The 26,108-nt window shown below is 73.9% G+C and carries 18 protein-coding genes, 1 tRNA gene and 2 pseudogenes; 14 read left to right on the top strand and 7 right to left on the bottom strand.

Going from position 1 to position 26,108, the window contains the following annotated elements; translation table 11 throughout:
- The first annotated feature begins 146 nt into the window (after positions 1–146).
- The 7 genes and pseudogenes from ACZ42X_RS17565 (at position 147) to ACZ42X_RS17595 (ending at position 9,698) form a co-directional block, all read left to right on the top strand.
- Complete coding sequence (locus tag ACZ42X_RS17565) at positions 147–1,457, top strand: extracellular solute-binding protein (protein WP_468290353.1); 1,311 nt, start codon at positions 147–149, stop codon at positions 1,455–1,457.
- Positions 1,397–2,344, top strand: a pseudogene (locus ACZ42X_RS17570) (carbohydrate ABC transporter permease); the annotation flags it as partial. The gene ACZ42X_RS17565 and the pseudogene ACZ42X_RS17570, both read left to right, overlap by 61 nt.
- Positions 2,341–3,180 carry a carbohydrate ABC transporter permease gene (locus ACZ42X_RS17575; protein ID WP_468290356.1) on the top strand — a complete coding sequence of 280 codons (840 nt, stop codon included), beginning with the start codon at positions 2,341–2,343 and terminating at the stop codon, positions 3,178–3,180. The pseudogene ACZ42X_RS17570 and the gene ACZ42X_RS17575, both read left to right, overlap by 4 nt.
- A gap of 3 nt (positions 3,181–3,183) precedes the next feature.
- Complete coding sequence (locus tag ACZ42X_RS17580; protein ID WP_468290359.1) at positions 3,184–4,959, top strand: beta-N-acetylhexosaminidase; 1,776 nt, start codon at positions 3,184–3,186, stop codon at positions 4,957–4,959.
- 310 nt (positions 4,960–5,269) lie between these two features.
- The gene (locus ACZ42X_RS17585) at positions 5,270–6,148 is read left to right on the top strand and encodes an FAD binding domain-containing protein (RefSeq protein WP_468290361.1); all 879 of its coding nucleotides are present in this window, start codon (positions 5,270–5,272) and stop codon (positions 6,146–6,148) included.
- The gene (locus ACZ42X_RS17590) at positions 6,145–7,383 is read left to right on the top strand and encodes a (2Fe-2S)-binding protein (RefSeq protein WP_468290364.1); all 1,239 of its coding nucleotides are present in this window, start codon (positions 6,145–6,147) and stop codon (positions 7,381–7,383) included. The genes ACZ42X_RS17585 and ACZ42X_RS17590 overlap by 4 nt, the downstream gene beginning before the upstream one ends.
- Positions 7,380–9,698, top strand: a complete 2,319-nt coding sequence (locus tag ACZ42X_RS17595) for a xanthine dehydrogenase family protein molybdopterin-binding subunit (RefSeq protein ID WP_468290366.1) — start codon at positions 7,380–7,382, stop codon at positions 9,696–9,698. Before ACZ42X_RS17590 ends, ACZ42X_RS17595 begins: the two co-directional genes overlap by 4 nt.
- A gap of 29 nt (positions 9,699–9,727) precedes the next feature.
- Here the strand turns inward: ACZ42X_RS17595 and ACZ42X_RS17600 are convergent, their stop codons facing one another.
- The 5 genes and pseudogenes from ACZ42X_RS17600 to ACZ42X_RS17620 all read right to left on the bottom strand — a co-directional run bounded on the left by ACZ42X_RS17600 (position 9,728) and on the right by ACZ42X_RS17620 (position 15,155).
- Positions 9,728–9,970, bottom strand: a complete 243-nt coding sequence (locus ACZ42X_RS17600; RefSeq protein ID WP_468290369.1) for a hypothetical protein — start codon at positions 9,968–9,970, stop codon at positions 9,728–9,730.
- Positions 9,971–10,145: 175 nt separating this feature from the next.
- A pseudogene (locus ACZ42X_RS17605) lies at positions 10,146–11,735 on the bottom strand (serine/threonine-protein kinase); the annotation flags it as partial.
- 115 nt (positions 11,736–11,850) lie between these two features.
- Positions 11,851–14,013 (bottom strand): protein kinase domain-containing protein, encoded by a 2,163-nt coding sequence (locus ACZ42X_RS17610; protein ID WP_468290372.1) that lies wholly within the window; start codon positions 14,011–14,013, stop codon positions 11,851–11,853.
- 8 nt (positions 14,014–14,021) lie between these two features.
- The gene (locus ACZ42X_RS17615; RefSeq protein WP_468290375.1) at positions 14,022–14,921 is read right to left on the bottom strand and encodes a protein kinase family protein; all 900 of its coding nucleotides are present in this window, start codon (positions 14,919–14,921) and stop codon (positions 14,022–14,024) included.
- A gap of 159 nt (positions 14,922–15,080) precedes the next feature.
- Positions 15,081–15,155: transfer RNA gene (locus tag ACZ42X_RS17620), tRNA-Cys, on the bottom strand.
- A gap of 173 nt (positions 15,156–15,328) precedes the next feature.
- Here ACZ42X_RS17620 and ACZ42X_RS17625 point away from each other — a divergent pair.
- The 4 genes from ACZ42X_RS17625 to ACZ42X_RS17640 all read left to right on the top strand — a co-directional run bounded on the left by ACZ42X_RS17625 (position 15,329) and on the right by ACZ42X_RS17640 (position 20,791).
- Positions 15,329–16,783, top strand: a complete 1,455-nt coding sequence (locus ACZ42X_RS17625; protein WP_468290378.1) for an MFS transporter — start codon at positions 15,329–15,331, stop codon at positions 16,781–16,783.
- 198 nt (positions 16,784–16,981) lie between these two features.
- The gene (locus ACZ42X_RS17630) at positions 16,982–18,769 is read left to right on the top strand and encodes a DEAD/DEAH box helicase (protein ID WP_361422750.1); all 1,788 of its coding nucleotides are present in this window, start codon (positions 16,982–16,984) and stop codon (positions 18,767–18,769) included.
- A 566-nt stretch (positions 18,770–19,335) separates the two neighbouring features.
- Complete coding sequence (locus tag ACZ42X_RS17635; protein WP_468290381.1) at positions 19,336–19,977, top strand: IclR family transcriptional regulator; 642 nt, start codon at positions 19,336–19,338, stop codon at positions 19,975–19,977.
- Positions 19,978–20,002: 25 nt separating this feature from the next.
- On the top strand, positions 20,003–20,791 hold the full coding sequence (locus tag ACZ42X_RS17640) for a YlbL family protein (RefSeq protein WP_468291194.1): 789 nt from the start codon (positions 20,003–20,005) through the stop codon (positions 20,789–20,791).
- Here ACZ42X_RS17640 and ACZ42X_RS17645 read toward each other — a convergent pair.
- Positions 20,730–21,284 carry an Lrp/AsnC family transcriptional regulator gene (locus ACZ42X_RS17645; RefSeq protein WP_468290384.1) on the bottom strand — a complete coding sequence of 185 codons (555 nt, stop codon included), beginning with the start codon at positions 21,282–21,284 and terminating at the stop codon, positions 20,730–20,732. The genes ACZ42X_RS17640 and ACZ42X_RS17645 overlap by 62 nt on opposite strands.
- Before the next feature lie 121 nt (positions 21,285–21,405).
- On the opposite strand from ACZ42X_RS17645, the gene hppD reads away from it, so the two are divergent.
- A complete protein-coding gene (gene hppD / locus ACZ42X_RS17650) occupies positions 21,406–22,551 on the top strand; it encodes a 4-hydroxyphenylpyruvate dioxygenase (protein WP_468290388.1) in 1,146 nt (381 codons plus the stop codon).
- 55 nt (positions 22,552–22,606) lie between these two features.
- Here hppD and ACZ42X_RS17655 read toward each other — a convergent pair whose 3' ends face one another.
- Positions 22,607–24,124: a tetratricopeptide repeat protein gene (locus tag ACZ42X_RS17655; protein WP_468290391.1), complete on the bottom strand. Its 1,518-nt coding sequence runs from the start codon at positions 24,122–24,124 to the stop codon at positions 22,607–22,609.
- A 98-nt stretch (positions 24,125–24,222) separates the two neighbouring features.
- Here ACZ42X_RS17655 and ACZ42X_RS17660 point away from each other — a divergent pair, with 98 nt between their 5' ends.
- A complete protein-coding gene (locus tag ACZ42X_RS17660) occupies positions 24,223–25,590 on the top strand; it encodes an FAD-binding oxidoreductase (RefSeq protein WP_468290394.1) in 1,368 nt (455 codons plus the stop codon).
- Positions 25,591–25,712: 122 nt separating this feature from the next.
- Positions 25,713–26,096, top strand: a complete 384-nt coding sequence (locus tag ACZ42X_RS17665) for a VOC family protein (RefSeq protein ID WP_468290397.1) — start codon at positions 25,713–25,715, stop codon at positions 26,094–26,096.
- The last annotated feature ends 12 nt before the right edge of the window (positions 26,097–26,108 follow it).

Here is a 26,108-nt window from a genome sequence, read left to right on the forward strand (position 1 = left end):
CGTTCCCGTCGCCCCTGACTGGTTCAGACCTCTTGTGGGGCCCATCGGGGCCGCTTTACCCTCCTGCGTGTGTTGTGCAGCACGAAACGCCCGTTGCGCATGGTGCAACGCTGCCGCTGTCGCCGCCTCGGAGGGGACCCCTGCCCGTGAAGCTTCCCGCCCGGATACCCCGCCTGGCGGCCGCGGCCGCCGCCCTGGTGTCCTTACTGCTCGCCGGAGCCTGCGCCCCGCAGACCTCCGGCACCGCCCCGAAGAAGGACGAGAAGAGCGGCACCCTGCGCGTCTGGCTCTTCCGTGAGGTGAACAACACACCGAAGGAACGGGTCGTCGACGCCGCCGTCGCCGCCTTCGAGAAGCGGCACGCGGGCACGGACGTCCGGGTCGAGTACATCCCCGTCGACACCCGCGCGCAGCGGATCAAGGCCGCCTTCAACGACCCGGCGAGCGCCCCCGACCTCGTCGAGTACGGCAACACCGACACCGCCGGATACGTGGCGGACGGCGGACTCGCCGACATCAGTGCGGAGTTCGCCGCCTGGCCCGACACCAAGGACACCGACCCGACGGCGCGCGCCTCCGTCACGGTCGACGGGAAGGTGTACGGGGCGCCGCTCTTCGTCGGCGTACGGGCGCTGTACTACCGCACGGACGTCTTCCGGGAGCTGGGCCTTCCGGTCCCGAGGTCCCAGCAGGAGCTGATCGCGACGGCCAAGCGCATCCGGCAGGCGAAGCCCGGGCTGTACGGGATCGCCGTCGGCGGCGCGTACACGTACGGCGCCCTGCCCTTCATCTGGGCGCACGGCGGCGAACTCGCGGTGGCGCGCGGCGGCTCGTACACCTCCGCCCTCGACGGCGAGGCAGCGCGCAGGGGCATCGCGGCGTACACCTCGCTCTTCGGCGACGACAACTGCCCGGCCGCCACGTGCGCTTCGATGGGCGGCAACGCGACGGTCACGGCGTTCGCCTCCGGCAAGGCGGCCATGGCGATCGGCGGCGACTTCAGCCGGGCGGCCGTCGAGGCGGGGACGGTGAAGGACGCGTACGCGGTGGTCCCGCTGCCGGGCGTACGTCCCGGATCGGTGGCGCCGGCGTTCGCAGGCGGGAACAACCTCGGGGTGCTGAAGAGCAGTTCGCACCGCACGCTCGCCGTCGAGCTGCTGAAGTCCCTGGCCGGGAAGGCGACCCAGAACGAGCTCTTCGACGCGATGGGCTTCCTGCCGACCTACACCGACGTACGCGCGGCGGCCGCGAAGAGGGAGCCGGCCCTGAAGCCCTTCGTCGACACGCTGGCGTCCGGGACGAAGTTCGTCCCCGCATCGGCGGCCTGGGGGCGGATCGACGCGTCCCTGGTGCTGCCGACGATGTTCCAGGAGATCGTCAGCGGCCGTAAGGACGTGGCGACGGCGGCGGACGACGCGGCGGAGAAGATGAACGCGGCGTTCGCGGCGACGCGTTGAGCGCCGTGAACGGCCGTGGGGGAGGGGCGCCGTGGCTGTACCTCGCGCCCGCGCTGATCGTGCTCGCGGGGCTGCTCGTGTACCCCGTCTACCAACTGGGGCTCATCTCCTTCCTGGAGTACACCCAGGCGCAGGTCAGCGGCGGCGAACCGACCTCCTTCCAGGGGTTCGGCAACTACGCGGCCCTCTTCCGCGACGAGCAGTTCCGGCAGGTGCTCCTCGCCACCGTGCTGTTCGCCGCCGCCTGCGTCACCGCCACCCTCGCCGTCGGCTGCGGCCTCGCCGTCCTCCTCACGCGCGTGCGCGCCGTACCGCGCCTCGCCCTGATGCTCGCCGCGCTCGGCGCCTGGGCGACACCCGCCGTCACCGGGTCCACCGTGTGGGTGTTCCTGTTCGACCCCGACTTCGGGCCCGTCAACCGGCTGCTGGGCCTCGGCGACTTCTCGTGGACGTACGGCCGCTACAGCGCCTTCGCGCTCGTCCTCTTCGAGGTGGTGTGGTGCTCGTTCCCGTTCGTGATGATCACCGTCTACGCGGGCATCCGGGCCATCCCCGCCGAGGTGCTGGAGGCCGCCGCGCTCGACGGCGCCTCGCAGTGGCGGACCTGGCGCTCCGTCACCGCGCCGCTGCTGCGGCCGATCCTGGCCGTCGTCACCATCCAGTCGGTCATCTGGGACTTCAAGGTCTTCACGCAGATCTACGTCATGACCAACGGCGGCGGCATCGCCGGCCAGAACCTCGTCCTCAACGTGTACGCCTACCAGAAGGCCTTCGCGTCCTCCCAGTACAGCCTCGGCTCGGCCATCGGCGTCGTCATGCTGCTGATCCTGCTCGCCGTCACGCTGGTGTACCTGCGGCTGCTGCGCCGCCAGGGAGGCGAGCTGTGAACCGCCTCCGCCCCCGCGCGCCCGGACGCCTCGTCGCCGACGCCGCCGCCCTCCTCGTCGCGGGCGTCGTCGCCTTCCCCCTGTACTGGATGGTCCTCTCCGCCTTCAAGCCGGCCGGCGAGATCCAGTCCACCGACGCCCGCCCCTGGACGCTCTCCCCGTCCCTCGACTCCTTCCGCCGCGTCTTCCAACAGGAGGACTTCGGGCGCTACTTCCTCAACAGCCTCCTCGTCGCCTCCGCCGTCGTCGTCGCGTCCGCGCTCATCGCCTTCCTCGCGGCCACCGCCGTCACCCGCTTCCGGTTCCGCTTCCGTACGACGCTGCTCGTGATGTTCCTCGTCGCGCAGATGGTCCCGATCGAGGCGCTGACCATCCCGCTCTTCTTCCTGATGCGGGACCTCGGGCAGCTCAACACCCTCGGCTCGCTGATCCTGCCGCACCTCGCGTTCTCCCTCCCCTTCGCGATCTGGATGCTCCGCGGCTTCGTCAAGGCGGTCCCCGAGGCGCTGGAGGAGGCCGCGTACCTCGACGGCGCGAGCCGGGGACGCTTCCTGTGGCGGATCCTCTTCCCGCTGGTCTTCCCCGGGCTCGTCGCGACGAGCGTCTTCTCCTTCATCTCCACCTGGAACGACTTCCTCTTCGCGAAGTCGTTCCTCATCAGCGACACCTCCCAGTCAACCCTCCCCATGGCGCTCCTCGTCTTCTTCAAGCCGGACGAGAACGACTGGGGCGGCATCATGGCCGCGTCGACGGTGATGACCATCCCGGTGCTGGTCTTCTTCGTACTCGTACAGCGCCGCCTGGTGTCCGGGCTCGGCGGCGCGGTGAAGGACTGACCCATGGAGCCCCTCGACCTGATCCCCGCCCCCTCCCGCTCCCGGGAGGTGCCGCCCCCCGGCCTCGACCCCCTCGACACGGACACCCAACTGGAGGCCCAGCCGGGCACCGAGGGCGTCGCGCGCTGGTTCCGGGCCACGATCGGCGCCGCCACCGGGCTCCCCTTCCCGGACGGGAACGACGACGACAACCGCATCGTGCTGAGCATCGAACCGGGGCTGGCACCCGAGGCGTACCGCATCGTCGTCGACGGGTACGCCCGGCGCATCCAGGGCGGCAGCGCCGCGGGCGTCTTCTGGGGCGCCCAGACGTTCCGGCAGCTCCTCGGTCCCGACGCGTACCGCAGGGCGCCCATCGGCCCGCGCGGCCGGGACTGGTACGTGCCCACGGTCGTCATCGAGGACGCGCCCCGCTTCCCCTGGCGCGGCCTCCTGCTCGACGTCGCCCGCCACTTCCTCCCCAAGGACGACGTCCTGCGCTACGTCGACCTCCTCGCCGCCCACAAGCTCAACGTCCTCCACCTCCACCTCACCGACGACCAGGGCTGGCGCGTCGAGATCCAGCGCCACCCCCGCCTCACGGAGGTCGGCGCCTGGCGGCCGCGGACGAAGCGGGGGCACCGGGCCTCGGAGCTCTGGTACGACACCCCGCACGGCGGCTTCTACACGCACGACGACATCCGCGAGATCGTCGCGTACGCCGCCGAGCGGCACGTCCGCGTCGTCCCGGAGATCGACCTCCCCGGCCACGCGCAGGCCGCCATCGCCGCGTACCCGGAGCTCGGCAACACCGACGTCGTCGACACGAGCGCCCTGACCGTCTGGGACACCTGGGGCGTCAACCCGAACGTCCTCGCCCCCACCGACACCACCCTCCGCTTCTTCGAGGAGGTGCTGGAGGAGGTCCTCGACCTCTTCCCCTCCCCGTACATCCACCTGGGCGGCGACGAGTGCCCCAAGGACCAGTGGAAGGCGTCCCCGACCGCACAGGCCCGCATCAAGGAGCTCGGACTGGCGGACGAGTACGAGCTCCAGTCCTGGTTCATCCGCCACTTCGACCGCTGGCTGGCGGAGCGGGGCCGCCGCCTGATCGGTTGGGACGAGATCCTGGAGGGCGGGAGTCGAGCCAAAGGGCGCGCCCCTGTCGAAAGCGACGAGGAGGAGGGAGCGAGGCACGAGCGACCGCGCGACGAGGAACGTCGACAGGGGGTACGAGCGCCCGGAGGCGAGACGACATCGTTGGGCCTCGCGCCCGGCGCCACCGTCGCCTCCTGGCGCGGGTACGCCGGCGGGATGGCCGCCGCCGAGGCCGGCCACGACGTCGTCATGTGCCCCGAACAGCACGTCTACCTCGACCACCGGCAGCACGGCGGCCCCGACGAGCCCGTGCCCATCGGGTACGTCCGCACCCTGGAGGACGTCTACCGCTTCGACCCCGTACCGCCGGGACTCTCCCCGGAGGCCGCCGCGCACGTCATCGGCACCCAGGCCAACGCCTGGACCGAGGCCATGGAGACCCGCGCCCGCGTCGACTACCAGGTCTTCCCCCGCCTCGCCGCGTTCGCCGAGGTCGCCTGGTCCACCGGCCTCCCGGCCCCCGCCGAACGCGACTTCGCGGACTTCGAACGCCGCATGGGCGCCCACTACAGGCGCCTGGACGCGCTCGGCGTCGACTACCGGCCGCCCGGCGGCCCGTTGCCGTGGCAGCGGCGCCCCGCCCCAGAAGGAATGAAAGGCAGCCTCGGACGCCCGATCGAGGGGCCGCCCCCGAACGTGTGAGCCCGGCCCGAACGGAGCCCGCCGCGCACCCGCCGCCTGCCACGGTGGAGGCCGTCCGGAACAAGCCGTACAAGGTCGCCGAGAAGTGGCAATGACGTCGCAATCCGCACCTGCCGCCGATCGCGCGGCAAACCCGCTCATCCCGCAGGTCACGGGACGTCCGGGGCGGATGCGCCCTTCGCGGACCCTCGCGTCGAGCAGCCCGGAAGATGTGCCAGAGTTGCCACGTCGGCTCTGTGAGCACGTACGGTACGGCAACACAGGCGGGACAGCCGGGGACATCCGGGGACACCGGGAAGGGGCAGCTGGGTTGACCACGCACGCACCGCAGGCGGCGCAGTCCGTGACGCTGCCGGCCACGCTCGACGCGGCCGTGGCGGCGCTCACGGCCATGCCCGCCGCCGTGCCCGTAGCGGGCGGCACCGATCTGATGGCCGCCGTCAACAAGGGCCAGCTCCGCCCGGCGGGCCTCGTCGGACTCGGCCGCATCAACGAGATCCGCGGCTGGCAGTACCAGGACGGCCACGCCCTCCTCGGCGCCGGTCTCACCCACGCGCGCATGGGCCGCCCCGACTTCGCGGCGCTCATCCCCGCGCTCGCCGCCGCCGCCCGCGCCGCCGGACCGCCCCAGATCCGCAACGCGGGCACCCTCGGCGGCAACATCGTCAGCGCCGCGCCCACCGGTGACTCTCTGCCCGTGCTGGCCGCCCTGGAGGCGGACCTCGTCGTGGCGGGCCCGGGCGGTACGCGCGAGATCCCGGTGTCGTACCTGCTGGCCGGCCGCGAGCTGCTCGCGCCGGGCGAACTGGTCGGCTTCGTCCGCGTACCCCTGCTGCACGCGCCGCAGGTCTTCCTGAAGGCCACCGGCCGGACCGGACCCGGCCGCGCCACCGCGTCCGTCGCGCTCGTCCTGGACCCGGCGCGGCGCGGCGTGCGCTGCGCGGTGGGCGCCATCGCCCCGATGCCGCTGCGGCCGCTGGAGGCCGAGCGCTGGATCGCGTCGCTGATCGACTGGGACGGCGACCGGGGGCTGGTTCCGGAGGCCCTGGCGGCGTTCGGGGAGTACGTCGCGGCGGCGTGCATCCCGGATCCGCCGGAGGGCGGGGAGCAGCTGCCGCCCGCCGTACTGCACTTGCGGCGCACGGTCGCCGCGCTGGCCCGACGAGCACTGGGGAGGGCGCTGTCGTGACCACCGGCGAGAACGAGCACGAGAACGAGCAGCCGTACGGGCCGGAGTACGGCGGCTGGCGGCCGACGCCGCAGGGCGAGTACGACGGTGACGCGACCGCCTTCGTCCAGCTGCCGCCGGAACTGACGGGCGAGGGGGCCCCGCTGGAGGCCCCCGGGCACGGTTACGTCCCGGCGGAGGCGTGGGCGGCGCACGACCCGAACGCGACCGCGCAGTGGAGCTTCCCGGCCCCGCCGGCCGCTCCCGCCGCCCCGGAGGCCGCGCCCACCGAGCTGACCGGACAGTGGACGATTCCGGTCGCACAAGGGGATATCCCGGACGAATCGGGCGAGTTCGCGGCCTCAGTGCTGGCCTCGCAGTGGACGAGCGGCAACCCGCCGGCCACCCTGCCGGGCGGCGCCCCCGCGCCCTGGGCGACCCCGGAGCCGGTGACCGAGCCGGAGCCCGCGCCCGAGCCCGCACCCGCGCCCGTGGAGGCGACGCCGCAGGAACCGGAGCCGGAGGCCGAGCCCGTCCCCGCCGCCGAGCCCGGGCCGGCGGCGGAACCGGAGCCGGAACCGCAGGAGGAACAGGCCCCGGAGCCGCAGCCGGAGCCGCAGCCGGAGCCGGAACCGGAGCCGCGGGAAGAAGCCGCTGCGCCGCCCCACACCGCCGACAGCGACGAGCACCCCCACGTCTCGTACGTCCTGCGCGTCAACGGCACCGACCGCCCCGTCTCCGAGGCGTGGATCGGCGAGTCGCTGCTCTACGTGCTGCGCGAGCGCCTCGGCCTCGCCGGCGCCAAGGACGGCTGCTCGCAGGGCGAGTGCGGCGCCTGCAACGTCCAGGTCGACGGCCGCCTCGTCGCCTCCTGCCTGGTCCCCGCGGCCACCGCGGCCGGCAGCGAGGTCCGCACGGTCGAGGGCCTCGCCGTGAACGGCGAGCCCTCCGACGTGCAGCGGGCCCTCGCCACGTGCGGTGCCGTCCAGTGCGGTTTCTGCATCCCCGGCATGGCCATGACCGTGCACGACCTGCTCGAGGGCAACCACGCCCCGACCGAACTGCAGGCCCGCCAGGCGCTGTGCGGCAACCTCTGCCGCTGCACCGGGTACCGCGGCGTCCTCGACGCCGTACGGGAGGTGGCCGCCGAGCGCGCCGCCTCCGCCGCCGCGGCGGCCGAAGCGGCCGCCGAAGCGGCCGACACGGCCCGTATCCCGCACCAGGTTCCCCACCCGCACGACGGAGGCATGGCGTGAGCAACGACGCGGCCACCGCCATCCCGGCGGTCGACGCCCCCCAGGTCCCGCAGCAGGAGGTGCCGACCCACGGGCTCGGCGCGTCGCTCCCGTCCGCCGACGCCCGCGCCAAGACCGAGGGCACCTTCCCGTACGCCTCCGACCTGTGGGCCGAGGGCCTGCTGTGGGCGGCCGTCCTGCGCTCGCCGCACGCCCACGCGCGCGTGGTGTCGATCGACACCAGCGCCGCGGCCGAGATGCCGGGCGTCCGCGCCGTCGTGACGCACGCCGACGTGCCGGGCGCCGCCACGTACGGCCGCACCGTCGCCGACCGCCCCGTCTTCGCCTCCGACCTCGTGCGCCACCACGGCGAGGCCATCGCCGCGGTCGCCGCCGACCACCCCGACACCGCCCGCCTGGCCGCCGCCGCCATCGCGGTCGAGTACGAACTCCTCGACCCGGTCACCGACCCGGAGAAGGCCTTCGCGGCGCCGCCCCTCCACCCCGACGGCAACCTGATCCGCCACATCCCGCTGCGCTACGGCGACCCGGAGGCGGTCGGCGAGGTCATCGTCGAGGGCCTGTACCGCATCGGCCGCCAGGACCCGGCGCCCATCGGCGCCGAGGCGGGGCTCGCCGTGCCGCGCCCGGACGGCGGCGTGGAGATCTACACCGCCTCCACCGACCCGCACACCGACCGGGACCTGGCCGCCGCCTGCTTCGGCCTCGCACCCGAACAGGTCAAGGTCGTCGTCACCGGCGTCCCCGGCGCCATGGGCGACCGCGAGGACCCCGGCTTCCAGATCCCGCTGGGGCTGCTCGCCCTGCGCACCGGCTGCCCCGTCAAACTGGCCGCCACCCGCGAGGAGTCCTTCCTCGGCCACGCGCACAGACACCCCACACTGCTGCGCTACCGCCACCACGCCGACGCCGAGGGCCGCCTGGTCAAGGTCGAGGCGCAGATCCTCCTCGACGCGGGCGCGTACGCCGAGGCCTCCTCCGAGTCCCTCGCCGCGGCCGTCGCCTTCGCCTGCGGCCCGTACGTCGTGCCGCACGCCTTCATCGAGGGCTGGGCCGTCCGCACCAACAACCCGCCCTCCGGCCACGTGCGCGGCGAGGGCGCGATGCAGGTCTGCGCCGCGTACGAGGCGCAGATGGACAAGCTCGCCGCGCGGCTGGGCCTGGACCCGGCCGACCTGCGCCTGCGCAACGCCATGGCCACCGGCGACATCCTCCCCACGGGACAGACGGTCACCTGCCCGGCGCCCGTCGCCGAACTCCTCCAGGCCGTCCGCGACTTCCCGCTCCCCGACCTCCCCGAGGGCTCCCTGGAGGACGGCTGGCTGCTCCCCGGCGGCCCGGAGGGCGCGGGCGAGCCGGGCGCCGTACGGCGGGGCGTCGGGTACGCGCTCGGCATGGTCCACATGCTCGGCGCCGAGGGCACGGACGAGGTCTCCACGGCCACGGTCAAGGTCCACGACGGCGTGGCCACCGTCATCTGCGCGGCGGTCGAGACCGGCCAGGGCTTCTCCACCCTCGCCCGCCAGATCGTCCAGGAGATCCTGGGCGTCGACGAGGTCCACGTCGCCTCCGTCGACACCGACCAGCCGCCGGCCGGCCCCGCCGCGCACGGCCGCCACACCTGGGTCTCGGGCGGCGCGGTCGAACGCGCCGCCAAGATGGTGCGCACGCAGCTCCTCCAGCCGCTGGCCCACAAGTTCGGCATGTCCACCGAACTGCTCCAGATCACGGACGGCAAGATCACCTCGTACGACGGGGTCCTGTCCACCACCGTCATGGAGGCGTTGGACGGCAAGGAGCTCTGGGCCACCGCCCAGTGCCGCCCCCACCCCACCGAACCCCTCGACGACGCGGGCCAGGGCGACGCCTTCGTGGGCCTCGCCTTCTGCGCCATCCGCGCCGTCGTCGACGTCGACGTCGAGATCGGTTCCGTCCGCGTCGTCGAGATGGCGGTCGCCCAGGACGTGGGCCGCGTGCTGAACCCCGCCCAGCTCGCCACCCGCATCGAGGCGGGCGTCACCCAGGGCATCGGCGCGGCCCTCACCGAGAACCTCCGCACCCCCCGGGGCCTCGTCCGCCACCCGGACCTCACGGGCTACGCCCTGCCGACGTCCCTGGACGCCCCGGACATCCGCATCGTCAAGCTCGTCGAGGAGCGCGACGTGGTGGCGCCGTTCGGCGCCAAGGCCGCCAGCGCCGTCCCGGTGGTCACCTCCCCGGCCGCCGTGGCCTCCGCCGTCCGCGCCGCCACGGGCCGCCCCGTCAACCGGCTGCCCATCCGCCCCCAGGCGGCGGTCGCGGTGCCCAAGGCGTAACCGTGTGAGCCGCCGTGCCCGGGACGGCGTCAGAACACGGGCATGGCGGTCACGTCTCCCCGGCTGACCAGGAACACGCGGTTGCCGCCGGCCGCCACCGCCCAAGGGCCGTGGTCGTCCGGCCGGAAGGTCCACATGCGCGTCTGCTCGGCCTTGTCGAAGGCCGACACACCGCCGTCGACGGGGTCCTTCTCGCCCTCGACGACCCAGATGCAGTTGCCCTGGATCACCGGCGGGACCAGGACGGGCCGGGTCGCCGCCGTGTCCTTCATCCACAGCTCGCTCCTGGTCAGGTCCTTCTCGAACCGGTAGAGGAGACCTCCGTCGTGGGCGGTGACCCCGTCGTCGTCCAGTGCCGGCGGCCCCCAGCCACCCGTGGTCTTCTCCAGGGGTGCTCGCGGGCAGTGACGCGATCTCCCGGCCGTCCGCCAGCCCGCGCGCGGTGAGCGTACGGCCGCCGAGGTACACGGTGTCGCCGTCGACCGCGGGCAGGAGGGGCCCCGTGGCCTGGGCGTCGGCGCGCCAGACCTCGCGGCCGGTGGCGGCGTCGAGGGCGAAGACGCTGCCGTCCGTGCCGGAGACGACCAGACGCCCCGAGCCGTGGACGGCCTGCGGGCCGGGGTCGCCCGTCGCGCCCGCCCTGGCCGGTACGGTCCAGCGGACGCTCCGCGTGGCGCTGTCGACCGCGCGGAGCCGTCCGTCGCGCGTCAGGACGAAGACGGCGTCGCCGCTCGTGGCCAGCAGCAGGGCGACATCCGCGTCCGTGGACCACTTCCGCTCGCTGGTGGACGCGTCGAAGGCCAGGAGCGCGCCGTCCGCGTCGGCGGCCACGAAGAGGTCCCGGTCGAGGGGCAGCTGGCGAGCGCGCGCCGCAACCCCGGGGAGGGACCACTTCCGCTTCCCGTCGGTCACCGTATGGGCCGCCACCCCGCCGCCCGCGGCGGCGAAGACCACCACATCGCGGAGGACCACCGGAGTGGGCAGCGCACCGGTGGCGGCCGCCTTCCGCGCCGTCCACAGCGGCTGCGGCGTGAGGCCCTCGCTGTACTCGCCCGCCCGCAGGGGAGTCGCCTCCGGCGCGTCCCCGGCGGGCGGCAGGGCGGTCGCGTCACGCCGGGTCAGCCACCAGGCGGACGCCCCGCCGCCCGCGAGGACGACGGCACCGCCCATGCCAAACAGCGCGAGGAAGCGGCGGCGCGACGTCGCCGGGCCCGCGGCCGGCCGGGCGACGGCGGTGAGCCGCCGGGTCGCGGCCTCCCGCCGCTTGACGTCCTCGGCCCACGGGCCGTGGCGCCAGACGCGGCGCGCGCTCGCCGGCGGCGCGAACGCCTTGGCGATCCCCTCCGGTGACGGACGAAGGGCCGCGTCCTTCATCAGGCACGGGCCGACGAGCTGCTGGAGCCGGGGCGGAAGGCCGCCCAGGTCCGGCTGCCCGTGCACCACGGCGTACTGGACGGCGGCGACGTACGGGCCGTCGTACGCCGGTCGGCCGCTCGCCGCGAAGACGAGGACGGCACCCAGGGAGAACACGTCCGCGGCCGGCGTCACCCGGTGCCCGAGCACCTGCTCGGGAGCCCCGTAGCCCGGGGTGACGGGGATCTGGCCGGTGGTGGTGAGGGTGAGGCCGTGCTCCGGGCGGGCGATGCCGAAGTCGATCAGGCGCGGACCGTCCGCCGTCAGCACGATGTTGGAGGGCTTGACGTCCCGGTGGACCAGGCCGGCGGCGTGGACGTCCTGCAGCGTACGGGCCAGGGCCGCGGCCAGCGCGCGGACGGCGTCCTCACCGAGGGGGCCGTACGCGGTGACGGCCTGGTCCAGTGTCGGACCGGCGAGGAACTCGGTCGCGATCCACGGCCGTCCGCCCTCCACCTGCGCCGCCAGGACCCGGGCGACGCCCCTGCTCGTGACGGCCTGCGCCGTGTGCGCCTCGCGGACGAAGCGCTGCGCCAGGTTCCGGTCGTGCGCCAGCTCGGGGCGCAGGACCTTCACCGCGGCCGGGCGGCCACTGTGATCGCCCGCCAGGTAGACCTTGCCCATGCCGCCTTCGCCGAGCACGCCGACGAGACGGTACGGACCCAGGCGCAGGGGGTCGCCGGTGGAGAGGGGGAGCAGGGGAAGCGGTGTCCTGGTCTCTGCGTTCACGGTCCTGCGCTCACTGGAGGGGAAGGCAGATGAGGAAACCCTCACCCGCGGCCAAGAGAAGCCCCTCCCGCTCCCGGGGAACGAGGCGGTCGGCGGTGGTCTGGAAGACGTAGGCGGCCCGGTGCGTGCGGAGGTCCACCGCGCTGAGCCCCTTGGCGACCTTGCTGTACACGTACTTCTCACCGACCACCGGCGGCACCGACAGGTCGGGTTCCGCGTCGGGGAGCTCCTTCTCCTCCCAGAGCACCTTCCCTCCGGCGGCGCTCACCGCCACCAGCCGCCCCTCGGAAGCGGCGTAGACGACGCCGTCCCGGACGGCCGGGGCGCCGAAGGGCTCCTTGCCCCGCAGCTCCCAGACCGGCTTGCCGTCGGACAGCCGGAGGGAGGCGAGCGGGACGCCGGGGACGTAGACGCACCGCTCGTCCACGGCGAGCGGGCTCTTGTACACGTCCTGCCGCTTCACGTCGAGCAGCCGCGACCAGCGCGTCTCACCGGTCTTCGTGTCGCGCGCGGTGACCTGCGTGCGCCGCTCGTCACCGGTGAGCTCGAAGGTGATGAGCCGGTCCCCGCGCACGGCCGAGGTGAGGACGTACGGGGTGATGCCGAACTTCTCGTCGCGCTGGGGGTGGGAGACCTCCTGCCGCCACACCTCCTTGCGCCGGCGTACGTCGATGGCGAGCAGGTACGTCGTGAGCACCGAGGTGTACGTCCCCTGGCCCGCCACGGCGTACAGCATGCCGTCGGAGACGCCCAGCAGTTGAGCGATGCTCATATTGGCGTTGAGGCCCTTGAGCGTGACGAGTGCCGGCCCTGGCTCCCTGGGGTTATCCCTGTCGATGGTGTGGACGGCGAAGTCCTGGTGGCCCGCGGTCGAGTCCGGGACGAGGTAGATGCCCTCGGGGCCCGCGGTGACGAGGCGCGACACCGTGTCCACGTTGCAGAACCACGCGTCCTTGCCGGTCCGCGGCACGAGCCCGGCGATCCCCAGGCCGACCACCGTGGCCACGTCCTCGCCGACGAGCAGCGGGAAGCCCCGCTGCTCCTCGTCGCCCGTCCACACCTTCTTCTCCCACAGCGAGGGCGGCGACGCGGCGAGCCTCGGCTCCGGCGGTGGCCCGTCGCCGCCGGACGGCTCGCCGGCCGACAGCCAGGACCGGACGCCGAGCGCCGCGCCCCCGGAACCCAGCACGGAGAAGCCGCCCAACGCCAGCAGCCCGCGGCGGGACATCCGGCGCGCCGCCGGGACCGTCTCCGCGTACGGGTCGCTCGAAGGCTCCGGGAGGCGGTGCGGCTCGTGCCGCCAGACCTCCGTCGCGCGGCGGGCGATGTCGGCGAGCAGCAGGGGCGGGAGGTGGTCCGCGAAGTCGCCGTGACCGTCGTGGAGGACCGCGGCCAGCTCCGCCGGAGTGGGGCGCAGGGCGGGGTCCTTGGCGAGGCAGCGGCCGAGCAGCGGGGCCAGGGACGCGGGGACGGCGGTGAGGTCCGGCTCGGCGTAGCGGACGCGGTAGAGCAGGTCCGCCGGGGCGCCCGTGCCGAAGGGGCCCCGGCCCGTGGCGGCGAAGGTGAGGACGCCCGCGAGGGCGAAGACGTCGCCCGGCGGGGCGTGCTCCTGGCCCGTGGCCTGCTCCGGCGACATGAAGGCGGGCGTGCCGGTCGTCGCGCCCGTGCCGGTCAGGTGGGTGGTGCCGGCCGCGCGGGCGATGCCGAAGTCGATGACCTTCGGGCCGTACGCCGTGACCATGATGTTCGAGGGCTTCAGGTCCCGGTGGACCACGTCCGAGGAGTGCAGTTGGCCCAACGCGCCGGCGAGGGCGGCGCCCAGGGCGCGGACGGTGGGTTCGGGCAGCGGGCCGCACAGGGCGACGGCGTCGTCGAGGGGCGGGCCGAGGACGTACTCGGTCGCCAGCCACGGGGTCTCGGCGAGCGGGTCGGCGTCGAAGACCGCCGCGCCGTGGCGGTCGCCGATGATCCGTGCCGCGTTGGTCTCCAGGTGGAAACGGCTGCGGAAGGCCGGGTCGGCGGCGAGCGCCGCGCGCATGGTCTTGAGCGCGACCGTGCGGCCGCCGGCCGAGCGGGCCAGGTACACCGTGCCCATGCCGCCGCTGCCCAGCCGGGCGAGCAGGCGGTGACCGCCGAGCGCGACGGGGTCGTCGTGGGTGAGGGGGGACAGCATGGGCGTGGTCAGTTCCTGGGGGCGGTGGGGACTGCGGCGGTGGGGAGTTCGGCGGCGAGGACCGAGGCCGACTGGCGCGCCAGCGCCGCGACGATCCGGCCCGGCAGCCAGCCGGGCGTGAGGAGCGGGCCCGCCGAGGTCACGACGGTCTCGTGCGGGGTACGGGGCACGAGGCCGGTGAGGAGCGCGGCGGCCGACGGCCGCGCGGCCGCGTCGCGGGTGAGGCACGCGGAGACCAGGGGGCGCAGGGCGGGCGGGAGTTCGGTGCGTTCCGGGACGGTGGTGCCGGTCGCGGCGTACGCGAGGACCGCGCCGAGTGCGTACACGTCGCCCGGCGGGCACGGCCTGCCGCCCGCGAGCAGCTCGGGGGCGAGCGCCCCGGGGTCCAGCCCCGGCAGGTCCGCGCGCCGCTCGCCGTCCGGCCCCGCCGCCCGTACGGCCCCGAAGCAGCCGAGCCGCGGCCCGTCGGCGGCCAGCAGTACGGCGGCGGGTGACACGCCCGCGTGCGTCAGGCCCTGCGCGTGCGCCGCCGCGAGCGTCTCGGCGAGGGCGGCGCCCAGGGCGCGGACGGTGGGCTCGGGGAGCGGGCCGCCGTGAACGGCGAGCGCGACGGGGAGGGGGAGGACGGGGAGGTAGGGCGTGGCGTACCAGGGGCCCGCCCCGGACGGCGGCACCTCCGTCACCGGGGCCACCCACGGGCCCATCAGCCGCCGCGCCGCGTCCGCCTCCACCGCGAAGTGCGCCGGATCGGCGCCCGGCAGCGGGGCGTGGACGAGCACCGTACGGTCGCCGTCCGCGCCGCGCGCGATGAAGCGGCGGACGGGTACGTGCGGGGTCTCCGGCGGGTCCAGACGGGTGATCAGGTGGTACGGGCCGACCCGCCGGGCTTCTTGGCGCGGCCGTTCCACGTGCGAATCCCCCCTCAACGAGCACCGGAGCAGCAGGAGCCTACTCACCGGCCGTACCCGCGCACATGCGCGGGTACGTGTTCCGGCGGCTGGTCGGAGCTGGACGTGGAGGGAATGGTGGACGCGATCCCGGCGGGACTGGACCGCGCCCTCGTTCCGTGGAGACCGTGGCGGGAATCGAACCCGCGTCACCAGATTTGCAGTCTGGCCCCTCAGCCACTCGGGCACACGGTCGTGCGGTGCTGCTTCGGTACGACCGTACGGGCGGCGGCAGTTGGAAGGAAAGCCCGGCGGGCGGGCCGCAACACGACTGCCATGCGCCGTTCATGGTCGTACGACCAAGGAGGGAGATCTTTCCCGTCCGAAGACAGGGGCCATCGCCCCTCATGCCCCTTACTGTGAGGGGCATGACCGTCTTGGGAAGCAGCGCCGGCACATCCACCGGCGACCAGCGACAGGAGCCGCGCGGCGGCGTACTCGACCGGGAGCACCGCGCGCTCAGCATCGGCATCGTCTCCGTCGTCATGCTCATCGCCTTCGAGGCGACCGCCGTCGGTACGGCGATGCCGGTCGCCGCGCGCGAGCTGCACGGCATCCCGCTGTACGCCTTCGCCTTCTCCGCGTACTTCACCACCAGCCTCTTCGCCATGGTCCTCTCCGGCCAGTGGTCCGACCGCGCCGGGCCGCTCGCGCCCCTCGCCACCGGCATCACCGCCTTCGGGGCCGGGCTGCTGCTGTCGGGGACGGCCGGGGCGATGTGGCTGTTCATCGCCGGGCGGGCCGTGCAGGGGCTGGGCGGCGGACTGGTGATCGTGGCGCTGTACGTCGTGATCAGCCGCGCCTACGCGGAGCGGCTGCGGCCCGCCATCATGGCCGCGTTCTCCGCGGGCTGGGTGGTGCCGTCGGTGGTCGGGCCGCTGGTCGCCGGGACGGTCACCGAGCGGCTCGGCTGGCGGTGGGTCTTCGTCGGCATCCCCGTGCTCATCGTGCTGCCGCTGGCGCTCGCCCTGCCCGCGATACGGCGGACGGCGGCCGGGCCCAGGGACCCGGAGGCGCCGCCCGTGCCCTTCGACCGGCGCCGCATCCGGCTGGCGCTGGGGATCTCGCTGGGGGTGGGGCTGCTCCAGTACGCGGGGCAGGAGCTGCGCTGGCTGTCGGTCCTCCCGGCGGTCGCGGGCGCGGCGCTGCTGGTGCCCGCCGTGCGGGGCCTGCTGCCGCGCGGCACGTACCGGGCGGCGCGGGGGCTGCCGTCGGTGGTGCTGCTGCGCGGCATCTCGATGGGGGCGTTCATCGCGGCGGAGTCGTTCGTGCCGCTGATGCTGGTCAGCGAGCGGGGCCTGAGCCCCACCATGGCCGGGCTGTCGCTCGCGGTGGGCGGCGCGACCTGGGCCCTCGGCTCGTACATCCAGGCACGGCCGCGCGTGGAGCCGTACCGGCAGGGGCTCATGGTCTTCGGCATGCTGCTGGTCACCGCGGCCATCGCCGCCGCGCCGAGCGTCCTCATCCCCGCCGTGCCCGTCTGGATCGTGGGCGTGGCCTGGGGCTTCGGCTGCCTCGGCATGGGCATGGTGGTCGCCTCGACGAGCGTGCTGCTGCTGAAGCTGTCCGCGCCGGAGGAGGCGGGCACGAACTCCGCCGCGCTCCAGATCTCGGACGGCCTGTCGAACGTCCTGCTCCTCGCGGTGGGCGGCGCCGCCTTCGCCGCCCTCGGCGGCGGCGCGCTGTCGGGCCACGCGGCCGCCGCCACGGCGACCGGCTCCCACACGGCGGCCTTCGCGGCGGTGTTCCTGCCGATGGCGGCGGTGGCGCTGGTGGGGGCGTGGGTGGCGACGCGGCTGGGACCGGGCGCCGAAAGGCGGTGACACCGCGTGGTCCGGTTACCGCGCTTCGCCACCCGCCGAGCGCGTGAGGGGCGGCCGGCTGTGACCCGTGTCGCAGTCGTCGTGGTCACCGCGTCGTACGGGCCGGACGGCAACCGGGGCCCCGGTAGGGTGGCCCGGTTGTCGTACGTACCGCCGCAGGCGGCGTGACCGCCGTAACCGAGAGCCGAATCGGAGACCGTGACTACTACCGCCTCCCATCACCTCTCACCCGCCTTCCCCGGCCGCGCCCCCTGGGGCACCGCCAACAAGCTGCGCGCCTGGCAGCAGGCCGCGATGGACAGGTACATCCAGGAGCAGCCCCGCGACTTCCTCGCCGTCGCGACGCCCGGCGCCGGCAAGACGACCTTCGCGCTCACCCTCGCGTCCTGGCTGCTGCACCACCACATCGTCCAGCAGGTCACCGTCGTCGCCCCGACCGAGCACCTGAAGAAGCAGTGGGCGGCCGCGGCGGCGCGCATAGGCATCAAGCTGGACCCGGAGTACAGCGCCGGGCCGCTCAGCAAGGAGTACCAGGGCGTCGCCGTCACCTACGCCGGTGTCGGCGTGCGGCCCATGCTGCACCGCAACCGCAGCGAGCAGCGCAAGACGCTCGTCATCCTCGACGAGATCCACCACGCCGGCGACTCCAAGTCCTGGGGCGAGGCCTGCCTGGAGGCCTTCGAGCCCGCCACGCGGCGGCTCGCGCTCACCGGTACGCCCTTCCGGTCCGACACCAACCCCATCCCCTTCGTCACGTACGAGGAGGACAACGCCGGCATCCGGCGCTCGTCCGCCGACTACACGTACGGGTACGGCAACGCCCTCGCCGACGGCGTCGTCCGCCCGGTGATCTTCCTCAGCTACAGCGGCAACATGCGCTGGCGCACGAAGGCGGGTGACGAGGTCGCCGCGAAGCTCGGCGAGCCGATGACCAAGGACGCCGTCTCCCAGGCGTGGCGCACCGCCCTCGACCCGCGCGGCGACTGGATGCCCAACGTCCTGCGCGCCGCCGACCAGCGGCTGACCGAGGTCAGGAAGGGCATCCCCGACGCGGGCGGCCTCGTCATCGCCTCCGACCAGGACTCGGCCCGCGCGTACGCCAAGCTCATCCGCGAGATCACCGGGACGAAGGCGACCGTGGTCCTGTCGGACGACGCGGGCGCGTCGAAGCGGATCGACGAGTTCAGCGACGGCGACGACCGCTGGATGGTCGCGGTCCGCATGGTGTCCGAAGGCGTCGACGTCCCGCGCCTCGCGGTCGGGGTGTACGCGACGACGATCTCCACGCCGCTGTTCTTCGCCCAGGCCGTCGGCCGTTTCGTGCGATCGCGCAGGCGCGGCGAGACCGCGTCCGTGTTCCTTCCGACGATCCCCACGCTGCTCGGCTTCGCCAGCGAGATGGAGGTCGAGCGGGACCACGCCCTCGACAAGCCGAAGAAGGCGGGCGAGGACGAGGACCCGTACGCCGAGTCCGAGAAGGAGATGGACGAGGCCAACAAGCAGCAGGACGAGGACACCGGCGAGCAGGACATGCTGCCCTTCGAGGCGCTGGAGTCCGACGCGGTCTTCGACCGGGTGCTGTACGACGGGGCCGAGTTCGGCATGCAGGCCCACCCCGGCAGCGAGGAGGAGCAGGACTACCTCGGCATCCCGGGGCTCTTGGAGCCCGACCAGGTGCAGCTGCTGCTGCGCAAGCGGCAGGCCCGGCAGATCGCCCACAGCCGGCAGAAGCCGGCCGAGGAGGCCGACCTGCTGGAGCTGCCGGCGGAGCGGCGGCCTGTCGTATCGCACAAGGAGCTGCTGGAGCTGAGGAAGCAGCTGAACACGATGGTGAGCGCGTACGTCCACCAGAGCGGCAAGCCGCACGGTGTGATCCACACCGAGCTGCGCCGGGTGTGCGGCGGGCCGCCGAGCGCGGAGGCGACGGCGGGCCAGATCCGGGAGCGCATCAAGAAGGTCCAGGAGTGGGCGACCCGCATGCGCTGAGCTCTGCAGGGCGTGGGACTCCGCGTGGGGGCGGCGGCTTGCGGTGCCGTGCCGTGGCGGCGACCGCATGGGCGGGGGCCTGCGGGGTTCGCAGTTCCGTGCCGTGACGGCGCCCGCGTGGGCGGCTTCCGCCGGTGCGTGGCGGTGCGGGGCCCCTCCGGGCTCGACTCCTCGGCGTCGGCGGCCTTGAGCTGCACGTGCGCGGAACGGTGTCGGCGCCGCCAACGCCTGCGGGGACGACCCTGCACGGCCCCACCCCGAGGCCGTCGCCCGTCCCCGGACCGTGGAGGTTTTCAAGCTCGAGTGAAGGTATGAAGCGGGCATATGGGGGCGAATGGGCCCCACGGCAACCGCTTGCGCCCGGATTCTGGACGAGGTCTTCCGCTCAGCGGAGTCCCTCGCTACTGTCCCGGCAATCGCAATGCAAACGCCCCGTGGCAACGCCGCCGCGGAGCGCAGCCGGTGTGCCATGGCCTGCCGGCGGCCTCTCCGTGCGTCGCCGATGGGACCGGCGGCGCAGCCGACGTTGAGAGTGTCCGCCGACTCACTCCGAAGGAGAGGGCGTCGTGACCGCGGAGACCTCCCAGACGCTCGACCGGGGACTGCGCGTCCTCAAGCTGCTCGCCGACACCGATCACGGGCTGACCGTCACCGAGCTGTCCACCAAGCTCGGTGTCAACCGCACCGTCGTCTACCGCCTGCTCGCCACGCTCGAACAGCACGCGCTCGTACGCCGTGACCTGGGCGGCCGCGCCCGGGTCGGGCTCGGTGTGCTGCGGCTGGGCCGGCAGGTCCACCCGCTGGTGCGCGAGGCCGCCCTGCCCGCGCTGCGCTCGCTGGCCGAGGACATCGGCGCCACCGCGCACCTCACGCTCGTCGACGGGGCCGAGGCCCTCGCCGTCGCGGTCGTCGAACCCACCTGGACGGACTACCACGTCGCGTACCGGGCCGGTTTCCGCCACCCGCTGGACCGGGGCGCGGCCGGACGGGCGATACTCGCCGCCCGCCAGGGCGCCCTCGGCGACCCCGGCTACACGCTCACGCACGGCGAGCTGGAGGCCGGAGCGAGCGGCGCGGCGGCCCCGCTGGTGGGCGTGACGGGCATCGAGGGCAGCGTCGGCGTGGTGATGCTGGCGGACTCCGTCCCGGAGCGGGTCGGCCTGCGCGTGGTCGACGCCGCCCGCGAGGTCGCCGACGCCCTGCGCTGAGCCCGGCCGATAGATTGGCGTCGTGCTGCTCACCAGTCTCCTGCGTAACCGGACCCGTGCCCTGCTCGTCTCCGGGCTGCCCGTGCTCGCGCTGCTCGGCGTGGCCGCGTTCGCGCCGCTGCCGTACACCTTGGCGCAGCCCGGCTCGACCGCCGACGTGCTGGGGCGGCACCAGGGCCAGGAGGTGATCACCATCTCCGGCGCGCCGGTCGGGAAGACCGACGGCGAGCTGCGCATGACGACGATCGTCGCGACCGGGCCCCGGACCCACGTCGACCTCGCGGACGTCGTCGACGGCTGGTTCCGTACGGACCGGGCCGTCCTGCCGCACGACTCCGTCTATCCGCCCGGCAAGAGCGACGCGGAGATCGAGAAGCGCAACCTCGGCCAGATGGCCGAGTCGCAGGACGCCGCCGTGGACGCCGCGCTCGGCTACCTCGGCAGGAGCCCGAAGGACGTCAAGGTCACCCTGCGCCTGCCCGACATCGGCGGGCCCAGCGCCGGGCTGCTCTTCGCGCTCGGCATCGTCGACAAGCTCGACGGCGGCGGCGCGAGCCTCACCGGCGGGCGCACCATCGCCGGGACGGGGACCATCGCCCCGGACGGAGAGGTCGGCGCCGTCGGCGGGGTCTCCCTCAAGACGCAGGCCGCCGCGCGCGACGGCGCCACCGTCTTCCTCGTACCGAAGGACGAGTGCGCGCAGGCCCAGGCCGAGAAGCCGAAGGGCCTCCAGCTCATCCCCGTCACCACGCTCAAGGACGCGGTGTCGTCGCTCCGGGCGTTGCAGCGGGGGACGAAGGTCCCGTCCTGCTGAGGTCCTTGCCGAGGTCCTTCCCGGCGTCCTCGCCCGCCGCCTGCTCCACCAGCGGGATGATCCGCAGCGGGACGGGGTTCTCCATGACGATCGCCGTGGAGGCCCGCACGATGCCCTCGAAGCCGACCACCCGGTCGATCACCCGCTGGAGGTCGGCGTTCGAGCGGGCCACCAGCCGGCACAGCATGTCCCCGTGGCCGGTGGTGGTGTGCAGCTCCAGCACCTCCGGCACGCCCGTCAGGTGCTCCCGTACGTCCGCGCCCTGCCCCTGCTTGATCTCCAGCGTGGCGAACGCGGTGACCGGATAGCCCAGCGCCGCCGGGTCGACGTCGGGCCCGAAACCCCGGATGACGCCGTTCGCCTGCAGACGGTCCAGGCGCGCCTGGACCGTCCCGCGGGCCACGCCGAGGCGGCGCGACGCCTCCAGGACGCCGATGCGCGGCTCGCGCGCGAGCAGGGCGATGAGCCTGCCGTCCAGATGATCGATCGCCACGGCGGCCTCCCGGTGGTCATCCTGTACAGAACGCCCGGCCATACTGCCCAGTCGCTGTGCAGCTTGCCCAGTCCTCCCGCGAACTATTGCGCACCTTGCGGAACGGAGAGAGTCTGCGGCCATGACTGAGACCCTCTCCCAGACCCCCGACACCGCCCGGCAGGCCGACCCCTTCCCGGTGAAGGGCATGGACGCGGTCGTCTTCGCCGTCGGCAACGCCAAGCAGGCCGCGCACTACTACTCCACGGCCTTCGGGATGAAGCTGGTCGCCTACTCCGGACCGGAGAACGGCAGCCGCGAGACCGCCAGCTACGTCCTGACGAACGGTGCCGCGCGCTTCGTGTTCACCTCCGTCATCAAGCCGTCCACCGACTGGGGCCGCTTCCTCGCCGAGCACGTCGCCGCCCACGGCGACGGCGTCGTCGACCTCGCCATCGAGGTGCCGGACGCGCGCAAGGCGTACGCGTACGCCGTCGAGCAGGGCGCCACCGGCGTCACCGAGCCGTACGAGCTCAAGGACGAGCACGGCACCGTCGTCCTCGCCGCCATCGCCACGTACGGCAAGACCCGCCACACCCTCGTCGAGCGCTCCGGCTACGACGGCCCCTACCTGCCCGGCTTCGTCGCCGCGCAGCCGATGGTCGAGCCGCCCGCCAAGCGCACCTTCCAGGCGATCGACCACTGCGTGGGCAACGTCGAGCTCGGCAAGATGAACGACTGGGTGGCCTTCTACAACAAGGTCATGGGCTTCACCAACATGAAGGAGTTCGTGGGCGACGACATCGCCACCGAGTACTCCGCGCTCATGTCGAAGGTCGTCGCGGACGGCACCAAGAAGGTCAAGTTCCCGATCAACGAGCCGGCGATCGCGAAGAAGAAGTCGCAGATCGACGAGTACCTGGAGTTCTACGGCGGCCCCGGCGTCCAGCACATCGCCCTCGCCACGAACGACATCGTCGCCACCGTCCGCACCATGCGCGCGGCCGGCGTCCAGTTCCTCGACGTCCCGGACTCGTACTACGACACACTCGGCGAGTGGGTCGGCGACACGCGCGTGCCGATCGACGAGCTGCGCGAGCTGAAGATCCTCGCCGACCGCGACGAGGACGGCTACCTGCTCCAGATCTTCACCAAGCCGGTCCAGGACCGCCCGACCGTCTTCTTCGAACTCATCGAGCGGCACGGGTCGATGGGCTTCGGCAAGGGCAACTTCAAGGCGCTCTTCGAGGCGATCGAGCGGGAGCAGGCCAAGCGCGGCAACCTCTGACCGCTCCGCGCGGGTGGCGGAGCACCGGGGACTCCGCCACCCGCCCGCAGCACCGTCAGCGCGACGGGCGTGCCGACGGCCGTGCCGTCGCGCCCGGGCTCGCGCTCGCGTTCGGCCGCGGCTTCGTGCCCCGCACGTCCGCCGGGCCGCCCGCCGCGGGTTCCCCCAGGACCGCCAGCGCCCGCCGCGCCTCCGGCGCCAGCAGCGGCGAGAACGCCGGGTTCGTCCGCAGCGCCTGCATGAGGTGGCGCCGCGCCGCCCCGTACTGGCCGAGCGCCCGCTCGATCTGGCCCCGGTGGTACGCGAACAGCGCGCTGCGCAGGCCCGCCTCCGTGGCCTTCTTCGCGTACCGCAGGCCCTGCGCCGGTTCGCCGGAGCGGTACAGGGCCCAGCCGAGCGCGTCGGCGACGTGCGCGGAGCGGTGACCGCGCGCCCACGCGTCGGAGAGCCACTTCACGGCCCGCTCCGGGTCGCCGTGGTCGGACTCGTACCGCGCGAGCACCGGGTACGGGTCCACGCCGTGCGCCCGCGCCTTCTCCGCCCGCGTGCGCAGCAGCTCGTACTGCGTGCGCGCGTCCCCGTCCAGGCCCCGCGACTCGTACAACTCGCCCGCCTCCAGGGCGTACTCCGGCAGCGGCAGCGCGTCCAGCACCGCCCCGTAGTCGCGCAGCGCCTCATCGGCCCGCCCCAGCGCCGCCAGCGCCCGCGCCCGCCCCGCGAGCGACGGCGGATGGCCGGCCACCAGCCGCAGCGCGGGCTCGTAGTAGCCGATCGCCTCGGCCGGCTCGCCCCGCTCCCACGCCAGGTCGCCGAGGTGGCGCAGGCACTCGGCCCGCTCCGCCGGGGTCGCGGCGAGGGCCACCGCGTCGGAGGCGAGCGCCGCCGCGTCCTCGCGCCAGCCCTTGTCGCGGTACACCCGGGACGCGCGCGACAGCGCGGCCACGCCGCCCGGGTGCAGCGCGCGCAGCCGCCCCGCCGCCTTGTCGGCCGCCCCGTACGCGCCGAGGCCGGTGTACGCGTCGACCAGCAGTGCGTGCGCCTGCCAGCGCCGCGGCTCCCGCTGCCGTACGGTCTCGCCCCACCGCCGGGCCGCGGCGAAGTCGCCCCGGGCCTGGGCGAGCACGCCCAGACCGAGCTGCGCGTCGGTGTTGCCCTCGGCGGCCGGCCGCACGGTCAGCGACCGCTCCAGCGCCTTCTCGGCGCGTACGTACGCGGCGGTGTCGCCGTTCCGGGCCGCCCGCTCCACGTACGCCGTGCCCAGCTCCGCCCAGGCCGCCTCGTCCCGCGGATGCGTCCGCAGCCACTTCTCCCGGTCGGCGATGAACGCGGTCAGCTCCGGCAGCGACGCCTGCGCGCCCGCCCGCACCGCCTCCCGCGCCCGCGCCAGCGGCCCCGGCGCGGGCGGCGCCGCGTCCACCCCGCGCAGCGCGTCCGGTACGCCCGGCACGCCGGGCACGTACAGCAGCACCGCCCCGGCGAGCACCAAGCCCGCACCCGACAGCAGGACGGCCAGCGTGACCCGTTCGGACTTCGTACGACGTGGACGCTCCCGGCCCTGGGTACGGCTCTTCATGCGGCTCACTGTGCGCCAGTACGACCGGTCACCCGCGGCACGCCGACCGCAGCGGCGAACGGGTTCACACCGATGGCCCCGACTGCCAGGCTGAGATCATGGACGACTTGCTGACACACCTGCGCGCCGGCCTCCCGGCGGAAGCGATCCTCACGGACCCGGACGTCACCGCCTCGTACGCCCACGACGCGGCGAGCTTCTGCACCGCCGGCTCGCCCGCCGTGGTCGTCCTGCCGAGCACCGTCGAGCAGGTCCAGCACGTCATGCGCACGGCGACCGCGCTGCGCGTGCCCGTCGTCCCGCAGGGCGCCCGCACGGGCCTGTCCGGCGCCGCCAACGCCTCCGACGGCTGCATCGTCCTGTCCCTCGTCAAGATGGACCGCATCCTGGAGATCAACCCGGTCGACCGGATCGCGGTCGTCGAACCGGGCGTCGTCAACGCCACCCTCTCCCGCGAGGTCGCCGCGCACGGCCTGTACTACCCGCCCGACCCGTCCAGCTGGGAGACGTGCACCATCGGCGGGAACATCGGCACGGCGTCCGGCGGACTGTGCTGCGTCAAGTACGGGGTCACGGCGGAGTACGTCCTCGGCCTCGACGTCGTCCTCGCCGACGGCCGCCTGCTCACCACCGGCCGCCGCACCGCCAAGGGCGTCGCCGGCTACGACCTGACCCGGCTCCTCGTCGGCTCGGAGGGCACCCTCGGCATCGTCGTACGGGCCGTGCTGGCGCTCAAGCCGCAGCCGCCGCGGCAGCTGGCGCTCGCCGCCGAGTTCCCGTCGGCGGCCGCCGCCTGCGCGGCCGTCTGCGCGATCATGGAACGCGGCCACACGCCGTCGCTGCTGGAGCTCATGGACCGCACGACGATCCGGGCCGTCAACCGGCTGGCCAAGATGGGCCTCCCCGACTCCACCGAGGCGCTGCTCCTCGCCGCCTTCGACACCCCGGACCCGGCCGCCGACCTCGCGGCGGTGGGCGAGCTGTGCACGGCGGCGGGCGCCACGCAGGTCGTGCCCGCCGAGGACGAGGCCGAGTCCGAGCTGCTCCTGCAGGCCCGGCGCCTGTCGCTCACCGCCCTGGAGACCGTCTCGTCCGCGACGATGATCGACGACGTGTGCGTACCGCGCAGCCGGCTCGCCGAGATGCTCGACGGCACGGCCGCCATCGCCGACACGTACGACCTCACCATCGGCGTCTGCGTCCACGCGGGCGACGGCAACACCCACCCCGTCGTCTGCTTCGACCACACCGACCCCGACGAGTCCCGGCGCGCCCGCGAGTCGTTCGACGCCATCATGGCGCTCGGCCTGGAGCTGGGCGGCACGATCACCGGCGAACACGGCGTCGGCGTCCTGAAGAAGGAGTGGCTGGCCCGCGAACTGGGCCCGGTCGGGGTGGAGTTGCAGCGCTCCATCAAGCAGGCCTTCGACCCGCTCGACATCCTCAACCCGGGCAAGCTCTTCTAGGTCTCCGGTCCTCGTCCCCATGCCCGATGGTCACCGGACGGCCCCGCCGCCTAGCGTGAAAGGACGTCGACGGAAGAGCCCAGCAAGAGCCGAGGAACAGTCGAACGGAAGAGGAGAGAGCCGTGCCCGCACGCCTTGACCACACCATCGTCCGCAGCCGCGACCGCTTCGCCGGCGCCCGCTTCCTCACCGACCTGCTCGCGGCGCCGGAGCCCAAGCCCTTCGGCCCCTTCGCCGGCGTCGCGCTCGACGGCGGGGTCACCCTCGACTACCTCGACGACGACTCCGAACGGATCGTCCCGCAGCACCTCGCCTTCCTCGTCTCCGAGGACGAGTTCGACGAGATCTTCGGCCGGATCAAGGAGCGCGGGCTGCCGTACTGGGCCGACCCACACCACCACGAACCCCAGCGGATCAACCACCACCACGGGGGCCGCGGCGTGTACATCGACGACCCGGACGGCCACTCGATCGAATTCATCACCCACACGTACGTCGTCGACTGACCCGGCCCCGCG

The organism is Streptomyces sp. NPDC030862 (assembly GCF_055571835.1).

Bases quoted from the DNA above. Each gene is read 5' to 3' on its own strand.
- ACZ42X_RS17580 (WP_468290359.1), top strand. From the start codon at position 3,184: ATGGAGCCCCTCGACCTGATCCCCGCCCCCTCCCGCTCCCGGGAGGTG.
- ACZ42X_RS17600 (WP_468290369.1), bottom strand. From the start codon at position 9,970: ATGAAGGACACGGCGGCGACCCGGCCCGTCCTGGTCCCGCCGGTGATC.
- ACZ42X_RS17610 (WP_468290372.1), bottom strand. From the start codon at position 14,013: ATGCTGTCCCCCCTCACCCACGACGACCCCGTCGCGCTCGGCGGTCAC.
- ACZ42X_RS17625 (WP_468290378.1), top strand. From the start codon at position 15,329: ATGACCGTCTTGGGAAGCAGCGCCGGCACATCCACCGGCGACCAGCGA.
- hppD (WP_468290388.1), top strand. From the start codon at position 21,406: ATGACTGAGACCCTCTCCCAGACCCCCGACACCGCCCGGCAGGCCGAC.
- ACZ42X_RS17655 (WP_468290391.1), bottom strand. From the start codon at position 24,124: ATGAAGAGCCGTACCCAGGGCCGGGAGCGTCCACGTCGTACGAAGTCC.
- ACZ42X_RS17660 (WP_468290394.1), top strand. From the start codon at position 24,223: ATGGACGACTTGCTGACACACCTGCGCGCCGGCCTCCCGGCGGAAGCG.